General features: G+C 61.8%; 23 protein-coding genes. 3 read left to right on the forward strand and 20 right to left on the reverse strand.

The genetic code is table 11. The annotated features are described in order from the left end of the window. Positions 1–64 precede the first annotated feature (64 nt). Positions 65–274 carry a cold-shock protein gene (locus ACM6UT_RS19970; protein WP_416799103.1) on the reverse strand — a complete coding sequence of 70 codons (210 nt, stop codon included), beginning with the start codon at positions 272–274 and terminating at the stop codon, positions 65–67. A gap of 265 nt (positions 275–539) precedes the next feature. Continuing rightward, on the reverse strand, positions 540–710 hold the full coding sequence (locus ACM6UT_RS19975; RefSeq protein ID WP_416799104.1) for a hypothetical protein: 171 nt from the start codon (positions 708–710) through the stop codon (positions 540–542). Between the two features lie 1,159 nt (positions 711–1,869). On the opposite strand from ACM6UT_RS19975, the gene ACM6UT_RS19980 reads away from it, so the two are divergent. After that, a complete protein-coding gene (locus ACM6UT_RS19980) occupies positions 1,870–2,079 on the forward strand; it encodes a cold-shock protein (RefSeq protein WP_416799150.1) in 210 nt (69 codons plus the stop codon). Positions 2,080–2,190: 111 nt separating this feature from the next. After that, positions 2,191–2,361 carry a hypothetical protein gene (locus ACM6UT_RS19985; protein WP_416799105.1) on the forward strand — a complete coding sequence of 57 codons (171 nt, stop codon included), beginning with the start codon at positions 2,191–2,193 and terminating at the stop codon, positions 2,359–2,361. A gap of 570 nt (positions 2,362–2,931) precedes the next feature. On the opposite strand, the gene ACM6UT_RS19990 is transcribed toward ACM6UT_RS19985, so the two are convergent. The 13 genes from ACM6UT_RS19990 to ACM6UT_RS20050 all read right to left on the reverse strand — a co-directional run bounded on the left by ACM6UT_RS19990 (position 2,932) and on the right by ACM6UT_RS20050 (position 16,027). Then, positions 2,932–3,594, reverse strand: a complete 663-nt coding sequence (locus ACM6UT_RS19990) for a TetR/AcrR family transcriptional regulator (RefSeq protein ID WP_416799106.1) — start codon at positions 3,592–3,594, stop codon at positions 2,932–2,934. Next, entirely contained in the window at positions 3,587–5,134 is a 1,548-nt protein-coding gene (locus ACM6UT_RS19995; RefSeq protein ID WP_416799107.1) for an AMP-binding protein, read from the reverse strand. Before ACM6UT_RS19995 ends, ACM6UT_RS19990 begins: the two co-directional genes overlap by 8 nt. A gap of 18 nt (positions 5,135–5,152) precedes the next feature. Beyond that, the gene (locus ACM6UT_RS20000; protein WP_416799108.1) at positions 5,153–6,325 is read right to left on the reverse strand and encodes an acyl-CoA dehydrogenase family protein; all 1,173 of its coding nucleotides are present in this window, start codon (positions 6,323–6,325) and stop codon (positions 5,153–5,155) included. Positions 6,326–6,341: 16 nt separating this feature from the next. Continuing rightward, entirely contained in the window at positions 6,342–7,577 is a 1,236-nt protein-coding gene (locus ACM6UT_RS20005; RefSeq protein WP_416799109.1) for a dihydrolipoamide acetyltransferase family protein, read from the reverse strand. Between the two features lies 1 nt (position 7,578). Next, entirely contained in the window at positions 7,579–8,373 is a 795-nt protein-coding gene (locus tag ACM6UT_RS20010) for an enoyl-CoA hydratase/isomerase family protein (RefSeq protein ID WP_064334655.1), read from the reverse strand. A 12-nt stretch (positions 8,374–8,385) separates the two neighbouring features. After that, positions 8,386–9,360 (reverse strand): alpha-ketoacid dehydrogenase subunit beta, encoded by a 975-nt coding sequence (locus ACM6UT_RS20015; RefSeq protein ID WP_064334654.1) that lies wholly within the window; start codon positions 9,358–9,360, stop codon positions 8,386–8,388. Next, positions 9,353–10,345: a thiamine pyrophosphate-dependent dehydrogenase E1 component subunit alpha gene (locus ACM6UT_RS20020; RefSeq protein ID WP_064334653.1), complete on the reverse strand. Its 993-nt coding sequence runs from the start codon at positions 10,343–10,345 to the stop codon at positions 9,353–9,355. Before ACM6UT_RS20020 ends, ACM6UT_RS20015 begins: the two co-directional genes overlap by 8 nt. A gap of 42 nt (positions 10,346–10,387) precedes the next feature. Next, positions 10,388–11,101 (reverse strand): ABC transporter ATP-binding protein, encoded by a 714-nt coding sequence (locus tag ACM6UT_RS20025; RefSeq protein ID WP_064334652.1) that lies wholly within the window; start codon positions 11,099–11,101, stop codon positions 10,388–10,390. Continuing rightward, on the reverse strand, positions 11,098–11,853 hold the full coding sequence (locus ACM6UT_RS20030; RefSeq protein WP_416799110.1) for an ABC transporter ATP-binding protein: 756 nt from the start codon (positions 11,851–11,853) through the stop codon (positions 11,098–11,100). The genes ACM6UT_RS20025 and ACM6UT_RS20030 overlap by 4 nt, the downstream gene beginning before the upstream one ends. Continuing rightward, complete coding sequence (locus ACM6UT_RS20035) at positions 11,840–12,853, reverse strand: branched-chain amino acid ABC transporter permease (protein WP_416799111.1); 1,014 nt, start codon at positions 12,851–12,853, stop codon at positions 11,840–11,842. The genes ACM6UT_RS20030 and ACM6UT_RS20035 overlap by 14 nt, the downstream gene beginning before the upstream one ends. Further along, a complete protein-coding gene (locus ACM6UT_RS20040; RefSeq protein ID WP_416799112.1) occupies positions 12,850–13,758 on the reverse strand; it encodes a branched-chain amino acid ABC transporter permease in 909 nt (302 codons plus the stop codon). The genes ACM6UT_RS20035 and ACM6UT_RS20040 overlap by 4 nt, the downstream gene beginning before the upstream one ends. Before the next feature lie 61 nt (positions 13,759–13,819). Beyond that, positions 13,820–15,079, reverse strand: a complete 1,260-nt coding sequence (locus ACM6UT_RS20045; protein ID WP_416799113.1) for an ABC transporter substrate-binding protein — start codon at positions 15,077–15,079, stop codon at positions 13,820–13,822. 63 nt (positions 15,080–15,142) lie between these two features. Continuing rightward, positions 15,143–16,027: an SDR family NAD(P)-dependent oxidoreductase gene (locus ACM6UT_RS20050; protein WP_416799114.1), complete on the reverse strand. Its 885-nt coding sequence runs from the start codon at positions 16,025–16,027 to the stop codon at positions 15,143–15,145. 23 nt (positions 16,028–16,050) lie between these two features. On the opposite strand from ACM6UT_RS20050, the gene ACM6UT_RS20055 reads away from it, so the two are divergent. Continuing rightward, entirely contained in the window at positions 16,051–17,403 is a 1,353-nt protein-coding gene (locus ACM6UT_RS20055) for an MmgE/PrpD family protein (RefSeq protein WP_416799115.1), read from the forward strand. 79 nt (positions 17,404–17,482) lie between these two features. Here the strand turns inward: ACM6UT_RS20055 and ACM6UT_RS20060 are convergent, their stop codons facing one another. From ACM6UT_RS20060 to ACM6UT_RS20080, 5 genes are all read right to left on the reverse strand, one after another. Then, positions 17,483–18,976, reverse strand: coding sequence for a sugar ABC transporter ATP-binding protein (locus ACM6UT_RS20060; protein ID WP_416799116.1), 1,494 nt, complete (start codon positions 18,974–18,976; stop codon positions 17,483–17,485). After that, complete coding sequence (locus ACM6UT_RS20065) at positions 18,973–20,064, reverse strand: hypothetical protein (RefSeq protein ID WP_416799117.1); 1,092 nt, start codon at positions 20,062–20,064, stop codon at positions 18,973–18,975. The genes ACM6UT_RS20060 and ACM6UT_RS20065 overlap by 4 nt, the downstream gene beginning before the upstream one ends. Continuing rightward, positions 20,057–22,162, reverse strand: a complete 2,106-nt coding sequence (locus ACM6UT_RS20070; protein WP_416799118.1) for an ABC transporter permease — start codon at positions 22,160–22,162, stop codon at positions 20,057–20,059. The genes ACM6UT_RS20065 and ACM6UT_RS20070 overlap by 8 nt, the downstream gene beginning before the upstream one ends. 95 nt (positions 22,163–22,257) lie before the next feature. Then, on the reverse strand, positions 22,258–23,274 hold the full coding sequence (locus tag ACM6UT_RS20075) for a sugar ABC transporter substrate-binding protein (protein ID WP_416799119.1): 1,017 nt from the start codon (positions 23,272–23,274) through the stop codon (positions 22,258–22,260). A gap of 60 nt (positions 23,275–23,334) precedes the next feature. Then, positions 23,335–24,372: an ABC transporter permease gene (locus ACM6UT_RS20080; protein WP_416799120.1), complete on the reverse strand. Its 1,038-nt coding sequence runs from the start codon at positions 24,370–24,372 to the stop codon at positions 23,335–23,337. Positions 24,373–24,406 lie beyond the last annotated feature (34 nt).

Genomic DNA, 24,406 nt, shown 5'->3' on the forward strand with positions numbered 1-24,406 from the left:
GCCCGGCCTTTCGAAACCATACGCCGCGATGCCAGTACATCCGTGGTCATCTGCGGCTGAAGCTTCAGGCGGCGCTAAGCATGCCGGCCGACATTTTTCCGGATTTGCGGTCACGTTCGAGTTCGAAGCCAACCTTTTGGCCTTCAACAATCGTGTTCATACCGGCTCGCTCGACAGCAGAAACATGGACGAAAACGTCCGCGCTGCCATCGTCAGGCTGAATGAAGCCGAAACCTTTGGTGGAGTTGAACCATTTGACTGTGCCAGTGGCCATAACGAACCCTTTCTTAGCAACGTTAAGTACCGCCGGGCGACGCACGGCGGTGTTTTCGACTTTTGAAAGGGGAAGTTCGTCACGAAGCGCGAGGCGCAGCCAAAACAAATATCAGCAAACAAAGTATCGATGGGGGTTCAATATACGGTCACCGAACCTTCGTCAACCTTTTGTTTTGCCTTTCCCCTTTTTCTACCTAGGATGGTGAATATAGCAAAAGACGCACCTGCGCAGATCGATCGCCGAGCGAACTGCACGCCACGCCTCACCGGCGGTGACGGACCGCGGGACCGCGCCGCGTAAGCGGGTAGCCGTCGGCATCGTAGAGTTTCTGCATCTGCATTCCATCGAAGCGGTCCTCGTCGACCTCGAGGACGCAGCCTCGGAGCATCGAGCTGGGCATTTCCTCGATTGCAAAGCGGAGAGCTTGCGCCACGGTTTCAAACCTCTTGTATAGAAGCCTGCTCGCGCGGCGCACGGTCTTGCAAGGATAAAGTCCCGCGGATGCAGTGTAATCAACGTTCGTCATTGGTCCAATTCCTCTCTCTTGGAGCTGAACACGCGGGGAAACCACTGCAGCGGCCCCCACCTGCCAGCGCAACGTGAGGACCGGAAGAAACTCTCGGCCAAACGGCAGGCTCTATCTGTCATGGACTGTCTCCTCGCGTGTTTCCGGCCAATCCCTCGTCGTTCTGGCAGAGGTCAGAGGTCGTTAGGCTCCTTGCAAGCGCGGTCCCACCTAGAGCCGGCCGATCCGGTCAATCGGGAAATGGGAAGCGCTTGTAATCCAAACCGCCCGCGAGGGCCCCTCTTGCCTTGATCACGGCCGCTATCGCTGCTTCTTGCCGAGGCTCAATCCGCTGTTCGCGAGCTTGCCTTGAATGCCCGAAACGACGGGCGGGGCTGATGTGACCTTCTCCTTCTTTGGTTTCCGCGCTTCGCGGTTACTTCGCATTTGGCCCTTTGCCATGGCAATTTCTCCAAGGTTGGCTGTCTGGTGAAAGGAAGCGAACCGCCGGACCGCTTTGACCGATCTCTGGCCCGAAGCAGAACGGCGGCCGCCGGATCGAACTCAGCTTTGAGGAACTGCAGTATCCGTGCGCCCGCCCAGCAAGGCCGACGTGGAGCAGAGGGATAACGAACACGGCAGGACATCACCCGATGCCGAAAGAACTGTCCGGGTCCGCCGTATAATTCGTGCAGCAGCGCTCGATCGACCGGTCTCACGCTGTTGGATGTTCTCGCGGTATCCAGGCCCGCTTACGCTGAGGAGATTTCGGTGTAGCTGAAGGTCGGAAGACACACGCGTCCTCCTTTCGTTGGGGCCGAGGCATGGCCGCCTCGAAGCAGCAGCGCCCTAAACATGGCTGCCGACTAGTTATAATGTACTCCACCGACGAAAGATGCAACAAAATAAAAACCAAAACAGCCTTGTGGCCGACACAATCGACTGATAGCTGCTACAAATCGAATTTTATCATTTAGTTTCATTTTTCTGCCGACTTTGCGGACGTGATCTTTATCTTCAAAATCGATGACTGCGTATTCCTCATATTTCCGACCAAATATTCCTAAAATGGCGACAGGAAATCGTTATTAACAATGGCATCGTGGAGTTCTTCAACACGGCAAAAGGCTTTGGCCTTTTCGAGCCCACAGATGGCGCAAGAGACGTTTTCGTCCACAACTCGGCGGTCGAATGGTCCGGCATGACGCACCTCTTTGAAGGTCAGAAGGTCAGCCATGCCATCTTCACCGACCACCGCTCAGGCAGAACGGCAGCCGAAAATCTTCAGACAGCATAAGCCTGACCGGGTTCGGGTCTCTGGCCATCGTAGGGGCCACAACCCGCACAACCATATGGCAAGGTCGGGCTCGCCCGACCATTCTCTTATTCTCAACCAGGAAAGACTCTCATGAAAAAGACGGATGCAGGACAACAGATCCTCAGGGCGCAGCGGCAGGTGGCAAACACCAGTCCCGGCGGGCACCTTGGCGGCACGAACCACGGTCAAGCCTATGATGCAAAGACATCATCGGCAAAGGGCAAACTCGACAAGACCCGACGCGTTGGTGGCAAGAAGTGAAATAGAAGGACGGGGCCAGGTCCGGCCAATCCGGATTCGTTCTGGCGAAACGAGTTGGGCGAGGTCCATCAGAGACGCCGAGGCCGCATCCATCGATATGGTGGATGTGGCCACGTCGATTAGGACACCAAGACCCCTGCTTCTCCGGTCGCCCGCTTCTTCGAAGTCGAGGCCGGGTGGCCGTGGAGACCTCCCTTTAGGCGTTTGCCCTTGTAACAAGTGTCGTCCGATTGAGGGTTCCTGATCGCAGCCCGGTCGTTGTCGAAGCAGCCTGTTGCACCGCCTGCGGAGATCAGCCTTCTTTAAGAAAGAGCATCGGGGGGCGGAAGCCGCGCTCCATGCGCTGCGACGCACCAATCGGCCGGCCTTCCTCATCGCGGCCGACTTCGCCAGCGGGGGCCTACGGCGATGCCCATGCACATTCACGGGTTGTCTTCTATGCGTCTATCACGGTGATCCTGTGCATTTTCTGCCTGGTGCCGCGCTCGGCCGCCGTTATCGGGACGGCGAGCCGGCGCGCAACCTCGCCGCCAACATGCATTGGGGACTGAGCGGGCCCGCCAGGGGAGCTCAGTCAGCATCCTCACTCTCGAGCAGACCCCGGCCAATCAGAAGTCGATAGGTTTCCCCGGCTGCGTCGCGAATAGCGCGCTTCTCGGACGTTTCGTCAGCAAGGTGAATCTGCATGGCCGCATATGCTCGCATGCCCAGTATTTGGTAGATCAGGCATTCCACATGCCGTGAACTGAGCCGGTGCATCCGCTTTTCGTCCATCGCGCGATGGAATGTGCGCTTGTAGCCGTTGACGATGTTGTCCATGTGCTCTCGGTGCGCTTCTGGGGCGAATATTTCGGCCTCGTAAAGCACCCGGTAAAACCCCTCGTTCTCTATCACGTAATCCAGGAATGCTTCGAAACGGACGAACTCACGCTGCATACCCGGGGGCGCATCACGGGCAATCTTTTCGATCCGGTCCCGCATCCTCAGGCCTTCATAGGGCAAAAGCTCATCGAACAGCGCCTGACGGTCTTCGAAATAGTTATAGAATGTGCCGTGGGCGACCCCGGCCAGGTCGGCGATCTTGGCGATCGAGGCAGAGGCATAGCCCTCGGCCGCGACAACCGCACAGCCGGCGTTCAGAAGGCCGTCGCGGGTGACACGCGCCTTCTCCTCCCGGCTCATGCGCTGACGTCGCGGTTTACGGACCGATCCCAGAGAATAGGCTTCAGGCACTCTGGTTCATCCTCTCATGCACGTCCAAAGAACCAGCGGCGTCGCGCTCTCGCAGGGTCCGCTTGAGCACCTTCCCCGACGGATTACGCGGCAGTTGCGCCAAGACGACCATGTCCTTCGGACATTTGAAACCGGCAAGGCGAGCACGACAATGATCGAGCAATTCCTGATAGGTGACTGCCTGCCCTTCCGCAAGCACGACCGCAGCAACTGCAACTTCTCCCCACCGCGGGTGCGCACGTGCGTAGACGGCGACCTCTTTGACCCCGGGATGCTCGTAGATCACCCGCTCGACCTCGGACGAGGCGATGTTCTCTCCGCCGGAAATGATCATGTCCTTTTGTCGATCCGTGATGAACAGGAAACCGTCGGCATCCATGTAACCCACATCGCCCGAGCGCATAAAACCGTCGGGAAAGAAGGCTTCTGCAGTCTTCTCTGGATCGCGCCAATACCCCCGCATGACCTTCGGTCCGCGCATGCAGATCTCGCCCTCTTCGCCTGGAAGCAGGCGTTCTCCATCCTCACCCCGGACCTCAATCTCGACGAAGCGCAGGGGGCGCCCGACAGAGCCAATCTTGTCGAATTCTCGCCCGGGCTCCATGAGGGTGTCGCCAGAGACCGTTTCGGTCATTCCGTAAGCATCGATGTAGCGGGCTTGCGGAAAGCGGTCGAAAAAGGCGCGGATCCGCGATTCGGGGGTGCGTTCGCCACCTGCGATGCACCAGCGCAGCGAGGAGACATCGGGCAGGCCTTCGGCGGGCAGGTTGAGAATGTCGTTCGCCATCACCGGAGCGAGCCAGATGCCGTCTATCCTCTCCCGCTCGATCGTTTCGAGCACGCTACGCGGCTCATAATCACGCAGCAATACGATCGTGCCACCTGCCAGGTGTACGCCGAGGCCGGGGAGGTCACTTCCGCCTACGTGGTAGAGGGGACCGACGACCAGAAGCCGCGTCCGCTCGTTCAGCCCGAGCGAAAGCGTGTGGTCAAAGCATTTCCAGTAGAAATTGTCGTAGCTGTGCACCACGCCCTTTGGCCGCGAGGTGGTGCCGGACGTGTACATCAGCCGGAATATATCATCTCGCCCGCGCGGCGCGGCCTCCATCCCCTGTCGGCCCCCCGAAACATCGAGAAGCGTCGCTCCGATATCGATCTGGCCCGCCTCATCCAGCACGATGAGCGGCAGCCCGGGCCCCGCTGCCTGCACCTGGAAAACGTCATCGGCAATGATCATGACCGCCCCGGCATGGTTGGCGATGTAGCCGACTTCTTCCGACGAAAGACGGAAGTTCAGCGGCAGAATAACCGCGCCCAAATGGCTGATTGCGTAGATGAGCTCGATGAAGGCTGGACTGTTCTTCATCATGAGGGCGACGATATCGCCCTTGCCGATACCGCGCCCGGCAAGGGCAGCGGCCAGATGCTGGACCCGAGCCTCCAGAGTTAGCCAATCCAGTCGCAGTTCCCCATACACCAGCGCCTCCCCGGCCGGCCTCTGGCCGGCATTGACCGCCAGGCAACGGGACAGATTGTACATTTGCACTCCTCCTCTAGCTCAGTACGATCTTGGCAGACCCAGATTTACTGTCGAGATGTAATTGAGGATCATTTCTTCGGAAACCGGGGCAAAACGGAAGAGGCGCGCGTCGCGCCACAGTCTTTCGGCGTGGAACTCCTTAGAATATCCCATGCCACCCATGACTTGCATCGACTGTTCCGCCGCCGCCGAGGCCGCTTGAGAGGCGATCAGCTTCGCGGCATTGCTTTCCGAACCGAACGGCAGGTTTCTGTCGAAATTCGAAGCCGCCTTGAGGTTCAAAAGGCGTGCCGCCTCCAATTCCGCCCATTGTTGGGCCAGCGGGAATTGCAAGCCCTGATAACTGCCAATCGGACGCCCGTTGAAGACCTTGCGCTCCCGCGCGTAATCTACAGCTAATTTAAGGGCGAGCGCTCCGGTACCCACAAGCCCAGCGGTGGTGACGATCCGCTCGCAATTGAGGATGTCGAGAAGTTCGGGCCAGCCGCCATCGACGGTCCCGATCACCTCGTTGTCGGAGGCGAAGACCTTGTCGAGATAAACGATCGAGGACGGCAGGGTATTCGTGCCGAGCTTGTCAATCTCGGTATGGCTGATGCCTTCCCGATCGGTATCGACCATGAACAGGGTGATGCCGTGGGTCTTCTTGAGACCGTCCTGCGGCTGGGTGGTGCGCGCAACGACCAGCATCTTCTTCGAGGCCGCGACACCGGTGATCCAGATCTTCTGGCCCGTAATCGCCCAGCCGCCATCAACGCGCTCCGCCCGTGTCTTCATGCCCAGCGAATTCGTTCCGGCATCGGGTTCTGTGAGAGCCATGCTGAAGGTCACGCTGCCGTCGCAGAGGCCTGGCAGCAGTTCGCGCTTCATGGCCTCGTTGCCATAAAGGACGAGCGACACCCCGCCGAATACCGGATTAAGCATGAACATCTGGGAGAGGGTTGATCCCGCACCGCCTTTGCAGAGCTCCTCGATGCAGAATGCAAGTTCGACCAGTCCGAGGCCGAGACCACCATAGCTATCAGGTACCATCATACCGGCGATCCCCGCCTCGCAGATCGCCTGCCAGACTTCATGGGGGTATTCCTTGGCCGCGTCCTTCTGCCGCCAGTAATCGAGCCCGAAACGCTCGCCGATCTGGCGTGCGGTCTCGATCATCATCGTCTGTTCCTCGGTGAGGTCAAAGTTCATCTATATTTCCTCGGTATCATTGGCCCGAACGGACGCACGAGCGCAGAAGCGTAAGCGGTTCTTCGAGAAGGTGGACAAGGGTGGCGAGAAAGCGGGCTGCATCCGCGCCGTCGATCAAGCGGTGATCGGCGGCAAGGGTGAGCACAAGTTCCTGCACCAGTTCGGGCCGGCCTTCGGCATCAGGACGGAAAAGGCGCTGTTCGGCCCCCACGCCGAGGATCATGGCCTGCGGAGGGCTGATGATCGGGGTCAACGTGTCCGCCCCGAACATGCCGACATTGGAGATCGAGATTGCACCGCCCGAGACATCGGCAGACGTCAGAGTTCCGGCCCTGGCGCGGCCGAAAAGGCCCGCGCAGATTTCAGCGAGATCATCGAGCGGTACGCTGTCCACTCGATCGGCAATCGGAATGCGCAGGCCCTGCGGCGTCTCGGTGACAATGCCGACGCCTATACTCTCCAGCGATAGGATGCCATCCGGGAGCCAGACCCGGTTGAGAGCGGGATGGCCGGCAAGAGCCAGGCCCGCGGCCTTCACCAGAAAATGCGTCACCGACAGCTTCAAGCGTCCGACAGTGTCTGCATTCAGATCGGCGCGCAGTCGGTTCAGCGCACGCATGTCCACATGCCGCGTCAGGTAGAAATGCGGGATATCGCGCTTGGCCGCCTGCACACGGCGGGCCGTGGCGGCGCGTATGGGATCGGGTTGCACAGGGCCGTTGGCGGAGGACGAAAGAGCTGGCGCTATCCGCTTCGCGGTCTCGACGTCCGCTGCCTTGATCCGGCCTTGCGGCCCAGAGCCCGACACGCCCGCCAGGTCGATACCCTCCTGACGGGCAATGCGGCGCGCCAGCGGCGTGGCGACGACACGAAGCACGTCCGCCTTCATGACGCGCCCGCCACGCCCGGTTCCTTCCACGCTATCGCGGTCGATACCGTGCTCGGCCATGAGTTTGCGGGCGGACGGGGCATCCCTCCCCGCTGCCGCGGGAATGGACGCAGATACCGTCCCCGACGCTCCGTCCGACAGCCGTGCGATCGGAAGCCCGACCGCGACTACCGAACCTTCAGCGAAGAGAATTTCCTCCAGAACGCCATCGACGGAGGCTTCGACCTCGTTCGTGACCTTTTCCGTCTCCACCTCGAAAAGCAGATCCCCGGCCTTCACCGTATCGCCTGGTTTGCGGTGCCAGGCGGTAATCAGGCCCTCTGTCATCGTCAGCCCGAATTTGGGCATCACGATCTCGGACATCTCATTCTCCCCGGAAATCGGCCGGACGCTTCTCGATGAAGGCTGCACAGCCCTCATGTGCATCGTGGCTGTCGAGGACGAGGCCGATCATCGCCTGCTCGTGGCGCAGCGCCGCTGAGAGCGGCATGTCACCTCCATCGATCAATGTGCGCTTGAGGAGCTTCAGGATCAGCGGCGACTTGGTGGCAAGTTGCGCGGCCATCGTCCGCGCCGCCTCCATCAGGCTGTCATGCGGAACGACCCGGTTGGCAAGGCCGATCCGCACGGCCTCGTCGGGCGTTATCATCTCGCCCAGATACATGATCTCCCGCGCCCTGCATGAAGGCACCTGCCGCAGGATGCGCTGCGTACCGCCCGCACCGGGAAAGAGGCCGAGATTGATCTCCGGGAGGCCAAGCTTGGCCTTGTCGGACAGGAGCCTGATATCGAAGGTCAGGAGGAGCTCCGTTCCCCCACCAAGCGCAAAGCCGTTGATCGCGCCGATCGTCGGCTTGTCCAGGACCTCGATACGACGCAGCGTCCGGTGGATCGCCTCCGCGAACTCGTTATAATGCGCCAGGGCGCCACGCGAACCGAGATCGGCAATGTCGCCCCCGGCCACGAAGGCGCGTCCCACACCGGTGAAGATAACGGCGCGAAGGGCGGGATCACGCTCGATCCGGTCAAGGATCGCATCAAGTTCGGCGAGAACGCCCATATCCAGCGCGTTAAGCTTTTCCGGCCGGTCAAATGTCACGACCGCCACTGCGTCTTCAATTTCCAGCCGCACGCAGCCTGCTTTGTGTTCGGTGTTCATCGAATACTCCTCTCAGGCCATCAGACGGCGCAGCGCCGCAAGGATATTGGTTTCGTTGACTCGCCATTCGCCCTCCAGCGCGGGGCTGAACGGGACGGGAGAAAAGGGCCCGGCGACCCGGAGAATCGGCGCATCGAGTTCGTCGAAGCCGATATCGGCCATGCGTGCAGCAATCTCGGCACCGACCCCGAATGCCTCGACAGCCTCATGGGCGACAAGGAGACGGTGTGTCCTGGAAAGGCTTGCCAGAACAGCCGCCTCGTCCCAGGGCTGGATAGAACGCAGGTCGACGACCTCGACGGAAATACCCTCCGAGATTGCCGTTTCCGCCGCCCGCAGCGCGGTCCAAAGCGTCGCGCCATAGGTGACCAGGGTCACATCCGTGCCCTCCCGACGCACTGCCGCCTCGCCGATACGGGCCGGCGCTGGCGTATCCGGTAGATCTCCCTTCAGGGCGTAGAGCGCCTTGTTCTCCACCACGATCACCGGATCGGGATCGTCTATGGCTGCACGCAGAAGGCTGTAGGCATCCTCGACCGTGGCGGGCACCACCACCTTCAAGCCCGGAATGTGTGCAAACCATGCCTCCAGGCATTGCGAATGCTGCGGTCCGGCCGAAAGTCCGCCTCCATGCGGCGTGCGCAGCACCATGGGCACCGAGCACTGCCCGCCAAACATGTAGCGCGCCTTGGCCGCCTGGTTCACCAGCATGTCCATCGACAGTGTCACGAAATCCATGAACATGATTTCGGCAACCGGGCGCAATCCAGAGAGCGCAGCCCCTACGGCAATGCCCGTTATCGCCGCTTCGGCGATGGGCGCATCATAGACCCGGGTAGGCCCGAATGACTCCAGCAGTCCACGGGTCGCCTTGAATGAACCACCCGCGGCAGCGATATCCTCACCGATCAGGATGACGGAGGGGTCGGCTGCCATGGCATCCGTGAGGGCACGGGCGACGGCCTTGACGTAACGGCTCTCACCCATGGCGGGCCTCCCCTGCAGTGTAGACATCGGCGACAAGACCGGCGACATCCGGCAGCGGCGCAGCGAGCGCAGCCTCGAGCGCGGCGGCATTGGCTGCCTTCACCTCGGCCTCGGCACTTTCCATCCATCCTTGGGTGACGCCGAATTCTGCAAGGCGGCGGCGAGCAATTACAAGCGGGTCGCGAGCCGACATCTCGTCGGCCTCCCCGTCAGGGCGATAATCCTGCTTGTCCCCCTCGTAGTGACCACGCACGCGGGTGGTACGGCATTCGAGGATTTGGGGGGTGCCTTCGCCGCGCATGCGGCCGATGACATCGCGAGCGGCCTCATGCATTGCCAGCACATCGTTGCCGTCCGCCTCGGTGTAGGCGATGCCGAACGCACCGGCGAGGTCCTTCAGCTTTACGGCGAGCTGCCTTTCCGTTGGGCTGAACTCGGACCAGCCATTGTTCTCACAGCAGAAGAGAACCGGTAACGACCAGAGCTTCGCGATGTTCAGGCACTCGTGCACCAATCCCTCCGCCAATGCCCCGTCGCCGAAATAGACAACGGCAATCTCACCCTTGCCGCGCGTCTTCAGAGCGAGAGCCGAACCGGTCGTGATCGGCAGCCCTGCGCCAACGATGCCGTTCGCCCCAAGCATGCCCAGCCTCAGGTCGGCCACATGCATGGACCCGCCCCGTCCGCCGCAAATGCCGGTGGCGCGGCCGAGGATTTCGGCAAAGAAGCCGGTGAGGTCGACGCCCTTGGCCAAGGTGTGGCCATGGCCGCGATGGTTCGAGGAGACCGTGTCGCCCGGCGTCAGGAATTCGGAAACAGCCGAGGCGACCGCCTCCTGCCCGATCGAAAGATGCAGGAAGCCCGGCACCTTGCCGTCGACGAACAGCTGTTGCAGCGTCTTTTCCGCCTCGCGGATGATCATGGCACGGCGGTAGATGCTTTTCAGCGCCTCTGCCGGATTGTTGGGGGCGGCCTCGCGGCTCATGGCGTAACCTTTTTGGTCTTGGTTCTGTTCATGGCTGTTCCGTCAGATGGCCAGGTATCGGCTCGTGATGTCCTTGTCCGTCTTCAGCGCCTCTATGGTGCCTCGATAGACAATCTGGCCCTTGTCGATGATGACGGCGTCCTCCGAGATTCCGAGGCAGAAATGCATGTTCTGCTCAGCAAGGACGATCGTTACGCCAGTGTTGCGCAGGCGCCGGATAAGGCGGCCGATCTCCTGCACGATGATCGGCGCGAGCCCTTCGGAGGGCTCATCCAGCAGGATCAGATCGGGATTGCCCATCAGGCACCGCGCCATCGAGAGAAGCTGTTGCTCCCCGCCTGACATCATGCCGGCCATGCGGCTGCGCATCTTCGCGAGGATGGGAAACGCATCGTAGATGTTATCCATCGTCCAGTTGCTTTGCCCGCTGGCGCCAGGCTTCGCCGCGATACGCAGGTTGTCGTCGACCGAATGGCGCGGAAAGATCTGCCTGTCTTCAGGCACGAGACCGATGCCGCGGCGTGCGATGGCATGTGGCACCTGCCCATCGATGCGGCTTCCCGCATAGCGGACTTCGCCCGAACGGATCGGCGCCACGCCCATGATCGCCTTCATGGTCGTGGACTTTCCAGCGCCGTTGCGGCCGAGAACCGCAAGCGTGCGTCCCTTTCTCACCTCCAGCGCCATGTCGAAGAGGATGTGGGAAGCGCCGTAGAAGACGTTGACACCCTTCATGTCGAGAATGACATCGCTCATGCCGGCTCCTCCTCAGTTTCACGGCCGAGATACGCCTCGATCACATCGGGATGGCCGCGAATCTCGTCGGGCGTACCCGAGGCGAGCACCGCGCCGTAGCGCAGGACGTGGATGACCTCCGCCGTGCGGAACACCAGCTCTATGTCGTGCTCGATGAAAATCAGCGTCATGTTTGCGCTTTTCCAGAGGCGCTGGACGGTGGCCATCATCTGCCAGCGCTCCTCCGGCCCCATGCCGGCAGCCGGTTCGTCCAGAAGGAGAACCTTGGGCTCAAGTGCCAGCGCAAGGCCCACGTCCAGCAGCTTCTGGTCGCCATGCGAAATTTCACCCGAAATGCGATCGGCCACTTTGTCCATGCCGAGCAGATGCAGGAGCTCGTCCGCCCGATCCGCCACATCCCGGCGAGGAAAAGCGCTCGTCAGCCCGAAGGCGAATCGACGATGGGCCGTTACGGCGGCGGCAAGCGATTCACGAACCGTCATAGACGGAAAGATGCTGGCGATCTGGAAGGCCCTGCCGATGCCCCGGCCCACGATGGCTACCGGTTTGAGACCGGTGATATCCTCATCCCCAAGCCAGATCTTGCCGCTGGTGGGTACGAGATGGCCGGTGATCTGGTTGAACAGCGTGGTCTTGCCGGCACCGTTCGGACCGATGATTGCCGAGAGCGAACCAGCAGGGAAGTTCAGCGAAACGTCATTGGTCGCAACGATCCCGCCAAACCGCTTCACGAGATTTTCAAGGCGCAGCATGATCTTGCTCCTTCATGGAGAGGGTCGCACGGCGCGCCTTGCGCCAGTCGGTCAGCCAATCGAGGATGCCGCGTTTCAGAACAAGCACGACGAAAAGGATCGCAAGGCCCTTCGCCAGCTCGGTATGGGTGGTGTAGAGCAGCGTCACATCGTTGATGAGACGCATGACCACGACGCCGACGAGCGGCCCCCAGAAGCTGTGCAGCCCGCCGAGCATGATCATGAAGATCGCTTCGCCCGAAACCGACCAGCTGGCCCATTCCGGGTAGGCAGCGGAGGTGAAGACCGCAAGGACGACACCGCCGAGAGAGGCAATCGATCCGGCAGCGGTGAAGGCCAGAACTTTGACCGCGTAGGTGTTCACGCCGAGGAATGCCGCACGACGCTCGTTGTCCCGCACCATGCGCAAGCTCGCGCCGAACGAGGACAGGGTGATCAACCGCACCGCCAGCACACCGACGACGAAGAGGAAGGCGGAGAAAGCATAGCGATGCTGCGCCTGGACCAGATCGAGACCCAGGAAGGCGGGGCGCGGAATGCCGCCCGTCAGCCCCTGGTCGCCGCCGGTGTACTCCACCAGGCCCTGGATGATCGAAACGAAGAGCATCTGGAAGGCGAGCGTCAGGAAGGCGAAGTAGATCTCCGACAGCCGCGCGCAGATCGAACCGACGACGAGCGCGAAGAGACCGGTTCCGCAGAATGCAAGCAGCGTAGCGAGCGGCACCGACCAGGCTCCACAAGCCGCGATGAAGGCCGGCGTCTGCAGGACCATGCCGAAGATGTAGCCGCCGCTGGCGTAATAGGCCGCATGGCCGAAGGAGATCAGGCCGGTATAGCCGATCAGAAGATGGAGCGACATCACGAGAAGGCCTGCGGCGAACAACCCCGTTAGCGTGTCGAGCAACCACGTGCCGGGGCTGATGATGCCCACGAGCACGAAACCGCAAAGGGCAGCGAGCGCCAGAAGGCCCGCATGGGAAAAGGGATGCATTCGGCTCATCGCAGCGGCCTCTCTCCGAGCAGCCCCTGTGGGCGGAAGACGAGGATCGCGACCATCATGATGAACATCACGCCATCGACGAAAAGCGGAAAGCCGAGGCTGCCGAAGGAGCGCGTCACACCCAGCATGATCGCGGCGAGTAGCGCGCCCGGGATCGATCCCATGCCGCCGATGACGGTAACGATGAAACTGTCGATCAGGATCGAGAGCCCCATGCCCGGTGTCATGGAACGAACCGGCGCGGCAAGCGCTCCCGCCATGCCTGCGAGCGCGCAGCCAAGACCGAACAGCGCAGCGAAATAGACAGGCACGCGGATGCCCAGCACCGAGACCATGTTGGCGTTATGCGCTGCCGCCCGCACGATCTTGCCGAAGCGGCTGTAACGGATGAGCAGGAGACAGGCCACGGCCACCGCCAGCGAGGTGGCGACGAGGAAAACGTAGAAAGGCGGGACCACGCCACCGGCGAAACGGTATGGTGGCACGCGGAACTCGGCCGGAATACCCATCGCGAGGTATTCCGCACCCCAGATCATCTTCACCGCATCGTCAGCGATGAGCACGAAAGCGTAGCAGACCAGGAGCTGCATCAGCAGGTTCTCCTTGTACACCCTGCTGATTGCCAGACGCTCGAAGAAAACGCCGATGACCGCTGCGGAAGCCGCGCCTGCCAGCACAGCCAGATAGTAGCTGCCCGTCGCGTTGTACGCCGACCAGGCCGTGTAGGCGCCGATCATGTAGAAAGCGCCATGGGCGAAATTCACCACATGCAGCACGCCGAAGATGAGCGTCACACCAGACGCGACGAGAAAAAGCAGCATCCCGATGATGATGCCGGTGGAGGTCTGCGTGACCAGGCAGGAGGTCGCGCTGAAACAGTTCAGCAATGCGTCAAGATCGAGCATCGTCGGCGGCTTTCCTTCAAGATGGGACCGCGCGGCAAAGACGCCGCGCGGCAGGGGAGGATCAGATGAAGCCCTTGCGCTTCTTCCACTCCATCTCGTGCTCAAGGATCACATCCCAGGCCGTTGGCTTGAAATCGGTGAGGTACGGCGCCTCGGAGATCGTCTTGCCGTAGCCGATTGCGTAATCGACCAGCGTGTTGTCGCTCTCACGCATGGTGACGGTGCCGTTAACGCCGTGCGGGCTGTCGATGGTGCGGCCCTTGGTTGCTTCCGCAAGCTTGTCGCGATCGGTTCCACCGTTCGTCGCCTTCAGCGCCTCGATCACGAAGCGCGCTCCCGTATAGGCCTGCCAGCCCCAGTTCGTCGGCAGCTTGCCAGACTTGCGGTACTCGGCGTTCCAGGTCTCGTTAGCATCGCTGTCTGGAATATCCTTATGGTAGCGATTGCCGGAATGGATGCCGGCCGGCAGGTTCTTGATCGCCTCGAGAACCGGCGCATCACCCATGTTGACGGCCACCGTCTGGAACTGATCGAAAAGGCCGTAGAGGCTTGCCTGATCGAAGAACGCCACCAGATCGCCGCCCCAAAGGCAGGTATAGAGGGCCTCCGGCGCAAGGTTCAGCAGGTTGGTGATGTTCTCGGTGTAGTCGGGCTGGAATGCCTTGGGCCAGGTTTCGCCGACCAGTTTCACATCCGGCGCGAAGATCGCCAGGAACTCCATGAACTCCGTCGTCGTGTCGCGCCCATAGGCGTAATCGGGCGAACATGTGGCCCAGCGCTTCACGCCCGATTTCGCCAGCTCGGACGCATAGAGCCCTCCCGCAATGGCGTCATGGATACCCTGCCGGCCCGACCGGAAGATCCAGTGCGCCGTATTCGCGGGGTCCGCGGTCAGCGAAGAGGTTTCCGAAATCGAATGCACGCAATAGGTTCCGGTGTCACGCACCACCTCGTGAACGGCGAACGCCCCGCCCGAGGCCTCGGCATCAAGGATAACCTGGCAGCCATCCGTGCTGATCAGTTCACGGGTGACGCGTGCCGCCTCATCCGGCTTGCCCTTGGTGTCGCGAATGACCAGTTCGATCATGCGCCCGTCGATACCACCCGCGGCATTGACGGCGTCCACCGCCATCTTGGCGCCGACCGAGGCCGTTTCTCCCAGGATGGCAACTCGGCCCGACAGAATGGTGGGAACCCCGACCTTGATCGCGGCACCTTGCGCGCGAAGGATGGACGGGCAGGCAAGCGTCGCGGCGCCAATGGCACCCGCAGTCGACAAAAAGGCACGACGGGACATTCCGCCCCGATAGGATACGGTCATTCACTCCTCCTTTTATTGAGAGCCGCCCTCTCCCCGGGCGGCTGGTCCGGCTATTGCCGAATTTCAGTATTCCCGGACCCCACCATAGGGCGCCCACGAGCCCACCTGATAGAAACCCGCATCCACCGCCATCGACACACCGGTGACCGCCGAGGCGTCATCGGAGAGCAGAAAGGCAGCAACCGTGCCGATTTCCGACGGCTCGACCATGCGGCCAAGCGTGGAATTCGCATTCATGAGGGCAACGTCGCGGTGGCCGAGATCGATTTGGGCCTGAAGCGCCGGCGTACGGGTGTAACCCGGCTCGATGGCGTTCACGCGGATGCCGGCACGGCCCCACTCCCCTGAAAGCCCCTCGACCAGATTGGTGACGGCAGCCTTGCCCGGCCCGTAAGCATGAAGCGGCGTCGAGCGACGCGCGGTGATCGAACTCAGGGCGACCAGGCTGCCCGAGCGGCGCGGGATCATGTGGCGCGCCAACTCCCGTAGCGACAAGAACGTACCGCGGAAATTGACCTCGTAGATGCGATCAAACACCGCCATGTCCATTTCGGCCGGCGGCTTCGGAGTCTGGACAATGCCAGCCGAAGTAATTCCGCCCGCGATCGGCCCTACTTCGCGCTCGACCGCGGCGATGGCGTCGACGACGCTCTGCTCCTCGGTCACATCGATATGAAAAGCCTTGCCGCCGATGCGCTCGGCGACGACACGGGCCTGATCGAGGTTACGGTCAAGCACCGCGACCTTCGCGCCACGCGCGGCTGCAACTTCCGCACAGGCTGCGCCAATGCCGCTTGCGCCACCCGTAATGGCAATGACCCGACCTGCAAGCTGCGCCTGCTGCGACATGATTTCCTCCCTCGTTTCCGGGCAAAACGTAACATAAATGAATTCTGAGTCAACTATCATTTTATTGACATCATGGACCTTCCCGCCATAGCTTGTCACGAGGCTTTCAGAGGGAGGAAACCATGACAATCGCGCAGCATCTCGCGCATTTTACCTCGACGTTGACGCGCGAGACCATTCCGGAACCGGTGTGGGACAAGGCCCACGCCTGCTTGTTGAACGGTTACGGGATCGCCATGGCAGGCCTCGCAACGCCGTATGAACCGGTGGCCCGCGCGGCCGCGGTTGCGATGTATGGCGGTCCAGGCGAGGCAACCTTCCTCGGCAGCGGCGGAATGGGAAGCGTGACCGGCGCAGTCATGGCCAACGGCGCCCTCTTCCATGGCCGGGGGCAGGAAGATACCTGCGGGGCGGCACACCTAGGTGCGGTGATGATCCCGCTCTTGATGGCGCTCATCGAGAGCGGCCGAGCCAGCATGGCGGACCTGATCCCGGCGATGATTGCCGGTTATGAAGTGGGCGGGCTTTTCGAGGAATTGCTGGCCGGCGACACGACCCCGAGAGGTTTTCGCGCGACCACGCTTTTTGGCACGGGGGCCGCTGCCGCCGCCGTCGCGCGGCTTTACCGGATGGACGCGGAACGAACCTGCGCAGCCCTCGGCAATGCTGTCTCGTTTTCAGGTGGACTGTTGCAGACCTTCGCGGAGGGAACCGACGAATGGCGCTATCAGGTGGGCGCGACGGCCCAGGCCGGCTGGACAGCGGCGGAACTCGCCCGGTCCGGATCAGTCAGTCTGCGCGAAGCTTATGAGGGGGCCAAGGGCCTCGCGCGCGCTTTTGCGGGCCGATCCCTTGATGTGGAGGACACGGTTGCGAAGATCGGTCGGGACTGGCAGACGCTGCGCGTCGCCTTCAAGCCCTTCCCGGTCTGCGCCTTCAACCAAACCCCGGTGACAGCCACCCTTTCCTTGCGCGAGAAGCTCGGCGGGCGGACGATCGAACGCGTCGTGGTGCGGATGAACCCTTATGAATGCGGCTATGCCGGAATGGACAGCAAGGGGCCGTTCTCGACCATCGGCGGCACGCTGATGAGCATTCCCTTCTGTATCGCCCAGACACTTCTGCGCGGCGCACCGTCCATGGCCATGATGACCGACTATCACGATGCGGGGATCAATGCCCTGGTTGAAAGAGTGGATCTGGTGGCCGACGCGGGCGTGCCGGTCCTTTGTTGCCGGATCGAGCTGCAGCTCACCGGCGGCGAAATCCTGACCGAGATCTGCAACATGACCGCATCGGACTACGCCTGGAGTTTCGAGGAACTGCAGGAACGTCTGGTGCGGACCGCAGGACAGGAAGGGCTTCCGGCCGACTGCATCGCCGATCTCGGCGCCTTCTGCCGGGATCCCCAGGGCACGGGTGTGGCGGCGCTGAATGACGCTTTTGCCAAGGCCCGGCCGTTGATCCGCCGCTGATACCCGCCACGTCAAAAAGAAGGCCCGCGCCGGATGGCGCGGGCTTTCTTTTGCAGGCCTTCAAAGCCGAAAACCAGGTCTAGTGGACGGCCGCGTACATCAGGTTTTCCTCCGTCGCGTCGAGTGGCGAGAATTCCTCGACCACTCTGCCCTGCCGCGCGACCAGCAGCCGGTCGGAGAGCTGCATCACCTCGGGCAGGTAAGAGGAAATCACCACCACCGCCTTGCCCTCGTCCGCCAGGCGGTTGATCATCTGGTGGATTTCGGCAATCGCGCCCACATCGACGCCCCGCGTGGGCTCATCGAAGATGATGAGGTCGGGGTCCTGTATGAGCGACTTGGCGATCACCACCTTCTGCTGGTTGCCGCCGGACAGCTCGATCACCTTGGCGTCCTTGCTGACGGCGCGGATGTGCAGCGACTTGCCCCATTCGTCGCCGATCCGGTTCATCTCAGACCGGCGCAGCCAGAACTTCCGCCAACCAGCCTTTGCAAGTTTGCCCATGAAGATATTGGCCTTGATCGACATGGTTTCGAAGAAGCCCTCGACCTTACGATCCTCGGTGATGTAGGCGATCTTCTCGCGCAGGCTTTGCGCGGGAACGCGGTAGCGCACCCGCTTGCCGCGGATGAAGACCTCGCCGCCGTTGAGATAGTTGCGCTTGATCGCACCGGAAACCACCTTGAAGGTTTCGGTCCGGCCCGACCCGACGAGACCGAACACGCCCGTCACCTGCCCGGCAAAGACCGACAGCGAATTGTTGCGCACCATGTTGCCGACCCGCAGGTTGGAAACCTGCAGGATGCGTTCGCCCGGTGGACGCACGAAGTCCTTCCGCTTGCCATAGAGTTCTTCCGACAGGCCGCGGCCCACCATGGACTGCACGATGCGCGCCCGGTCGAAATTGGTGGTCGCGTCGGTCACTACATGCTGGCCGTCGCGCAGGATGGTGATACGGTCCGAGATCGCCAGCGCCTCTTCCAGAGCGTGGCTGATGAAAATGATGGCGACGCCCCGGCCTTTGAGCGTGCGCACCAGATCGAAGAAGTGCTTTTTTTCCTCAGGGGTCAGCGTTGCGGTCGGCTCATCGAAAACGATCACACGCGCATTCGAAAGCATCGCCCGGGCGATTTCGATCATCTGTTTCTTCGCGGCGCCAAGCGTCTGAACCATGGCCGTCGGATCGACCTGAAAATTCAGCGCCTGCATGAACTGCTGCGCGGCGATGTTGATTCCGCGCAGGCGGTTGAAGAACCGTTCGTTGCCCATGAAGAGGTTCTGCGCCACGGTCATCGAGGGAACGAGGCTCGTTTCCTGGAACACCATGGCGATGCCGGCTTCGAGCGCCTCCGCCGGAGTGCGAAGGTGAATGGGGGTTCCATTCAGCAGGATCTCCCCCGCCGTGGGCTCCACAACGCCAGCGATCATCTTGGTGAGGGTGGATTTCCCCGCTCCGTTCTCGCCCAGAAGGGCATGAACCTCACCGGGCATCAGGGTGAAATTGATGTTCTCCACAGCCGGGACACGGGCGTAGAGTTTGGTCAGGCCTCGCAGTTCCAGAATGGGGGTCATGCCACGCCTCCCGTGATGCCGTTCGTGATGCGGATCGCCTCAAGGTCCATGCGCAGGATTCGGCCTGCTCCCTTGGAGAGAGCCAGGACCTCGTTTCCGCGCTCCAGCGTCGTGACGATCCCGTGATTTGTGCCCCCGACGCGGCTGTGAACCGACATCAGGGGAATGCGGTTCGCATCGCACCGCACGGCAAGTCCGTAGGAACGCGGTGGGGCCCAGGGTTTCAGGATGCCCATGTGCTTGACGCCGCCGCTCTGCAATGGCTCCAGGAAATCCACGCCCGAGGAGAGGGCCGGCGAGATCCAGTATTTCGGGTCGATCGTCTCCATCATCTCGCGGCGGAAGGCATTCTCCTGCAGGACGAATTCAACGATTTGCGCCCGGCCCGAAAAGAGCGAGAGCCAGAACCCTCCGTCTGCCGTCGGCGTGATGCGGGCAGGATAACCCGGAAGCTCTGCGGTGGCATCGCCCTTGCCGGCAAACCGAAGGCGATGGCGCCAACTCTCCGAGACCAGCACACCACTTCTGCATTCCAGCGCGCCGCAAGCCCAGGCCAGATCGTTCTGCAATAGTTCAGCCCTGAGGCTGCTCGGCTCCAATGCCAAAAGGCGTCCGGACCGGCCCTTGGACATCAGATCATACTGCCATTGCTCGCCCTCATAACGGGCAGAGGCATCGCAGATAAGGATACGGCCGTCGGCCATGGCCGAAAGCGCGGTGATCGCCTTGAAGCGTCGCCCGCCCGCCTCGCTGACCGGGATCGCGCGGCCTTCGATCACGATCCGGTCACCCAGCGCCACCACGCGGCTGCCATCCCGAAGGATGGTCAATGCCGTGATCCTGTCAGCATGGCGCTCCACCGGCCGCGCTGCGCCACCCTCGATGGCGAGCACCTCCGCACCCGCTGCCACGAACAGCGTTCCGTCGGGCGCAAGTGCCATGTCCTCGAGGTCGTGCCTCTCGAGCAAAACCTCCGCTTCCTCGAGAAGATTGTTCGGCTTGAACGCCCCGTCGAGGATCGGCACGGAAAGGCTCGAACCTCCGCGCCCCAGCAGGCTACCGATTTTCTGTCCGACAAAATCAAGCATGGGTCACCTTCAGGTCGACAAAATCGGGAGCAGCGTTTTCCAGTTTCAGCCGGCCGATGCGGTTGTTGTGGATACCGCCGATATAGAGATGGCCGCGATGCTCCCGCATGGAGGTGATCATCGGATGGTTTTCCCCGCCGAGATCCCACATCACGTCGAGAACCTCGCCCTTCTCGCTGATCTTGACGATACAGCCGGTATTGAGGTTGGGTGCCAGCCATTCGTCGCCCGGCAGTTTCTTGGACATGCGGCGGCGGAATGCAGGGCGTTTCATCGCCAGGTCGAAGACCGGACTGCGCACGCCCATGATGGCCAGCCAGTAGTTGCCGTCGGAGGCGCGGTTGAGGTTGTCGGGGTAGCCCGGAAGGTCGTCGATGACGACCTCGACCGTGCCCTTCTTCGGCCCGTCAAACCAGAAGCGGCTGATGCGGCAGGCCCAGCTTTCCGCGAAGAGCAGCGACTGCCCGTCCGATGCCATGACGATGCCGTTCGGGAAGACGAGGTTGCGCAGAACCGTGCTTGTCTTGCCGGTGCGCGGATCGTAGCAGATGATTCGGCCGTTGCCCCGCGCCTCGAGGCTGTCCGTCGGCCACTCGTGCATCTCGTAACGTACGGTTGCTTCGGAGAAGAAGATGCGGCCGTCGGGCGCGATATCGAGGTCGTCGGCCAGACGCAGGCGGCTGTCGTCGATGATCGAAAGCAGCGAACGATTGGTCTCGTCCGTCACCTTGGCGACGCTGCGGTCGGTATTGACCCGGTAGAGACCCATGCCGCCGACGCAGACGAAAAGGGTCCCGTCCTGCGTCATCGCCATGCCGAGCGGCTGGCCACCGATATGCGCATAGACCTCCTGCCTTTTGTAGTCGGGCGCAAGGAACCGGATGATGTCGCCATGGCGGTTGCCGCAGTAAAGGTTGTCGTCGCGATCGAGCACGACATCCTCGGGAGCCTCGACTTCACCCAGGCCGATGGTCTCGACCGCGCGCAGCTTGTCGTTCAACGCGTAGGGTGAGCCGCTGTCGCGCCCTGTCGCCTGCGGTGGCGGCAGTTCCATATAGCCCGGGCTGACGTAGAGTTCCTGTACGGCTTTGTGGCGGTTCTTGAACCAGCGGATATCGAGGAGCGCGGCCAGAAGCAGGATGGAGGCAAGGATCACCCGCGAGGCGCCCGCCGACATCGCCATCCGCAGCATGCCGTTGGTCAAGAGCAGGACGATCAGCGTGCCGAGCATCGCCTTCATGACCGATCCCTTGCCACCGCCCAGACGAATGCCTCCGAGGATCGCGGCCGTCAGCACGACGATCTCCATACCCTTGCCCGTATCGGCACCCGGCGAGGCAAGACGCGAGGCATAGAAGATGGCCGCCGCAGCGGTGAAGACACCGGATACGACATAGGAAAGCGCAACCACCCGCTTCACGGGCAGGCCGGTATTGTAAGCCGAGCGGCGATTGCCGCCGATGGCGAGGACATGCCAGCCAGCCCTGAGGCGTGTGAGGAAGATATGCCCGGCAATGGCCACCACGCCGAAGACCCAGACGATGATCGGAACATTCAGAAACGTTCCCATGCCGAGGAAATCCCAGGCCGGCGCGTCGGGAAAATTCGCCGAGATCTCCACGCCGATCTTCGCATTCAGCATGTCGTTGGCGGCCTTGTAGACGATCAGCGTGACCATCGTCGTCAGGAAGGCGCGCATGCGGAAGTAGCCGATCAGGACGCCGTTGACCGCGCCGAGCAATCCGCCCGCAACAAGCGTGATTGCCACGGTAGGCACCATGCCCAGGCCCAGCACGTTCACACAGTAGAGCGCAAGCAGGTTGCACAGCGCATAGATCGAGCCGACGCTGAGATCGATGCCGCCCACGATCAGCACGATCGACATGCCGAGGACGACGAAGCCGAGCTCGCACGCCTGCCGCAACGTGTCGGACATGCTTGCAACGGAGATGAAATTGTCAATCCGCGTGCTGAAGAAGGCGATGACGCCCAGAAGCACGAGCAGCGGCACCGCTGTCTCCATCCAAGGCTTCTGTAGCAGCTCGCCGAAAACCTTGTCCGGCCAGAAGCGATAGCGCAGTTTTACGAGTGTATTCATGATCCGATGCCTCTGGCCTTTACGCTTGTGCGACGTCCGTCGCGCCTCCCCCTCCCGCTGGCGGGAGGGGGAGGTGATTGCGGATTGACACTGCTTTAACGCAGGGTATCCAGCGACCAGCAGCGCTCGTCGCCGAGCGTCTCGGGCGTGTAGGTCACGAGCGGCGTGTAGATGACGGTCTTGGTCGAGCCGACCTCGTTCTTGTCCTGGAGTGCTGCGAGGATCAGGGCGTTCAGATCGCGGCCCTGCCCCGGCACGTCGTAGCTGACATAGTACTGCCAGAGGCCTTCACGCAGGCCCTTGCAGGCGAGTTCGCCGCCGCCGCCGGAGGTCGTCACGAGGATGTCGCCCGGCTTCTTGCCCGCTTCCTGCAGCGCGGCGGCCGTGCCTACATCGGCATTGTCCCATACGCCGAGGATGGCGCAGAGATCCGGATGCTGCTGCAGCACCACCTGGGTAATCGACTTGGCCTTGGAGGATTCATAATCGCCGGTCGACTGGACCGAAACGATCTGGATCTTGTCATTGCCGTTGAGGACGTTCTCGTAGCCCTTCAGCATGTAGGCGGAGAAAGGGCTGGTCGGCGGGCCGGCCAGAACAAGAACCTTGCCGGGCTGTTCGCCGGCACCGCACTTGGCGACAGCCGCTTCGGCCTGCTTCTCGCCGATCAGCTCCACGTCAGCGCCGACGAAGCCGGTCGTCTGGTAGTTGGTCTTCATGTTCAGCTGGATCACGCGGATGCCGGCCTTCTCAGCCTGCTGAAGCAGCTTGGCGTAGGACTGGACGTCGGGGTTCTGCACGACGATGACGTCGGGCTTCTCGCTGATGAGCGAGGTGATCGTCTGTGCGCCGGCGGCAGTGTTGAAGTTCGAGTTGCGGACTTCATAGCTGTAGCCGAGCTCCTTGGCCTGGCGGGCCATGATCTTCGACCAGCCTTCGGTCAGGTCGAGCCCCATGAAGACCGGCACGAAGACCACCTTGCGGTCCTTGACATTCGAGTAATAGGTTTCGCGCAGCGGATCGCCCATGCTGGTCTGCGCGACGGCAGCCGATCCCGCCCCGATCAGGGTCGCCATGGCGAGGCCAAAGACAGTTTTGGCAAGCTTGTTCATTCCATTCCTCCCGTTGATTAGGTTGTCTGCCTGGCCGATCCTCCACCGGCCAGGCAAGTGTCAGATATCGCCTTGCTGCGAAGTCTCTTCGTTGCGCGGATTGATCAGGCTGTCGGCCAGAACCGCCACCAGCAGCACGAGGCCGCGCACCAGGTTCTGCATCTCGAACGACACATTCATGATGGTCAGTCCGTTCATGATGGTGCCGATCAGCAGGGTGCCGATGATCACGTTGGTAACGCCGCCGCGCCCGCCCGAAAGGCCAATGCCCCCGAGAACGACCACGAGGATCACGTCGTAGATCCAGGTCAGGTTGAAAATCCGCGTGTCCATGCTGGCCGACGAGGCGGCCAGAACCATGCCGGCGAAGAAGGCGACGCAAGACGACATGACGTATTGCATCACCAGCACGGGACGCAGCGAAATACCGGTCAGCCGTGTCGCGCCCGGGTTATCGCCTGAGGCATAAACGAACATGCCGGGACGCGTGCGGCGCAGGAAGATGCCGATGAGGCCGGCCATCGCTGCGAAAGCCAGGACGGAATAGGGAATGCCGAACACGCTGCCCCGGCCGATCCAGGCGATGACATCAAGCTCAGGTGGCCAGGAGACGATTTCGAAGTCGAAAAGACCGATCTGGCCGATGCCGGCAACGCCAATGCCGACCGCAAGGGTGGCGAAGAGCGAGGGAATTTCGGCATAGGCCACAAGGACGCCATTGAGGATGCCAATGGCGATGGCCATCAGCAGGCCGGCCCCCAGAGCGGGCACGACGCCGTAACCTTTCGCCGCGAGCATCAGCACCAGCGCCGAGGGTACCGCAAGGGCTGCGATCATGGAAAGATCAATCCCTCGCCCGATCACGACGATTGCCATGCCGAGCCCGAGAATGCCGAGAACGGCGACGGTGCGCATCAGCGTGAGCAGATTGCCGATGCTGAAGAAGCCCGGCAGGATCAGCGAATACGCCACGAAGATCACCAGAAACAGAAGGGCAACGATCTTCAGTTGGTCGAGGCGGATCTTGCCCGCGCCACCCAAAAGACCGGCGACAGACGCCGAACGAGCGGCCGCTTGACCCTCGACAGGGCTTTGCATGTGCTTTCCTCCCTAAAGGCCGCGAGGCCGCAAC

It is taken from the genome of Ciceribacter azotifigens (assembly GCF_048159625.1).
Classification (GTDB): domain Bacteria; phylum Pseudomonadota; class Alphaproteobacteria; order Rhizobiales; family Rhizobiaceae; genus Allorhizobium; species Allorhizobium azotifigens.

What these genes read in the sequence shown, in the direction of transcription:
- ACM6UT_RS19970 (WP_416799103.1), bottom strand. Translation starts at nt 274, where the DNA reads ATGGCCACTGGCACAGTCAAATGGTTCAACTCCACCAAAGGTTTCGGC.
- ACM6UT_RS19985 (WP_416799105.1), top strand. Translation starts at nt 2,191, where the DNA reads ATGAAAAAGACGGATGCAGGACAACAGATCCTCAGGGCGCAGCGGCAG.
- ACM6UT_RS19995 (WP_416799107.1), bottom strand. Translation starts at nt 5,134, where the DNA reads ATGTACAATCTGTCCCGTTGCCTGGCGGTCAATGCCGGCCAGAGGCCG.
- ACM6UT_RS20000 (WP_416799108.1), bottom strand. Translation starts at nt 6,325, where the DNA reads ATGAACTTTGACCTCACCGAGGAACAGACGATGATGATCGAGACCGCA.
- ACM6UT_RS20005 (WP_416799109.1), bottom strand. Translation starts at nt 7,577, where the DNA reads ATGTCCGAGATCGTGATGCCCAAATTCGGGCTGACGATGACAGAGGGC.
- ACM6UT_RS20010 (WP_064334655.1), bottom strand. Translation starts at nt 8,373, where the DNA reads ATGAACACCGAACACAAAGCAGGCTGCGTGCGGCTGGAAATTGAAGAC.
- ACM6UT_RS20015 (WP_064334654.1), bottom strand. Translation starts at nt 9,360, where the DNA reads ATGGGTGAGAGCCGTTACGTCAAGGCCGTCGCCCGTGCCCTCACGGAT.
- ACM6UT_RS20020 (WP_064334653.1), bottom strand. Translation starts at nt 10,345, where the DNA reads ATGAGCCGCGAGGCCGCCCCCAACAATCCGGCAGAGGCGCTGAAAAGC.
- ACM6UT_RS20025 (WP_064334652.1), bottom strand. Translation starts at nt 11,101, where the DNA reads ATGAGCGATGTCATTCTCGACATGAAGGGTGTCAACGTCTTCTACGGC.
- ACM6UT_RS20030 (WP_416799110.1), bottom strand. Translation starts at nt 11,853, where the DNA reads ATGCTGCGCCTTGAAAATCTCGTGAAGCGGTTTGGCGGGATCGTTGCG.
- ACM6UT_RS20035 (WP_416799111.1), bottom strand. Translation starts at nt 12,853, where the DNA reads ATGAGCCGAATGCATCCCTTTTCCCATGCGGGCCTTCTGGCGCTCGCT.
- ACM6UT_RS20040 (WP_416799112.1), bottom strand. Translation starts at nt 13,758, where the DNA reads ATGCTCGATCTTGACGCATTGCTGAACTGTTTCAGCGCGACCTCCTGC.
- ACM6UT_RS20045 (WP_416799113.1), bottom strand. Translation starts at nt 15,079, where the DNA reads ATGACCGTATCCTATCGGGGCGGAATGTCCCGTCGTGCCTTTTTGTCG.
- ACM6UT_RS20055 (WP_416799115.1), top strand. Translation starts at nt 16,051, where the DNA reads ATGACAATCGCGCAGCATCTCGCGCATTTTACCTCGACGTTGACGCGC.
- ACM6UT_RS20060 (WP_416799116.1), bottom strand. Translation starts at nt 18,976, where the DNA reads ATGACCCCCATTCTGGAACTGCGAGGCCTGACCAAACTCTACGCCCGT.
- ACM6UT_RS20065 (WP_416799117.1), bottom strand. Translation starts at nt 20,064, where the DNA reads ATGCTTGATTTTGTCGGACAGAAAATCGGTAGCCTGCTGGGGCGCGGA.
- ACM6UT_RS20070 (WP_416799118.1), bottom strand. Translation starts at nt 22,162, where the DNA reads ATGAATACACTCGTAAAACTGCGCTATCGCTTCTGGCCGGACAAGGTT.
- ACM6UT_RS20075 (WP_416799119.1), bottom strand. Translation starts at nt 23,274, where the DNA reads ATGAACAAGCTTGCCAAAACTGTCTTTGGCCTCGCCATGGCGACCCTG.
- ACM6UT_RS20080 (WP_416799120.1), bottom strand. Translation starts at nt 24,372, where the DNA reads ATGCAAAGCCCTGTCGAGGGTCAAGCGGCCGCTCGTTCGGCGTCTGTC.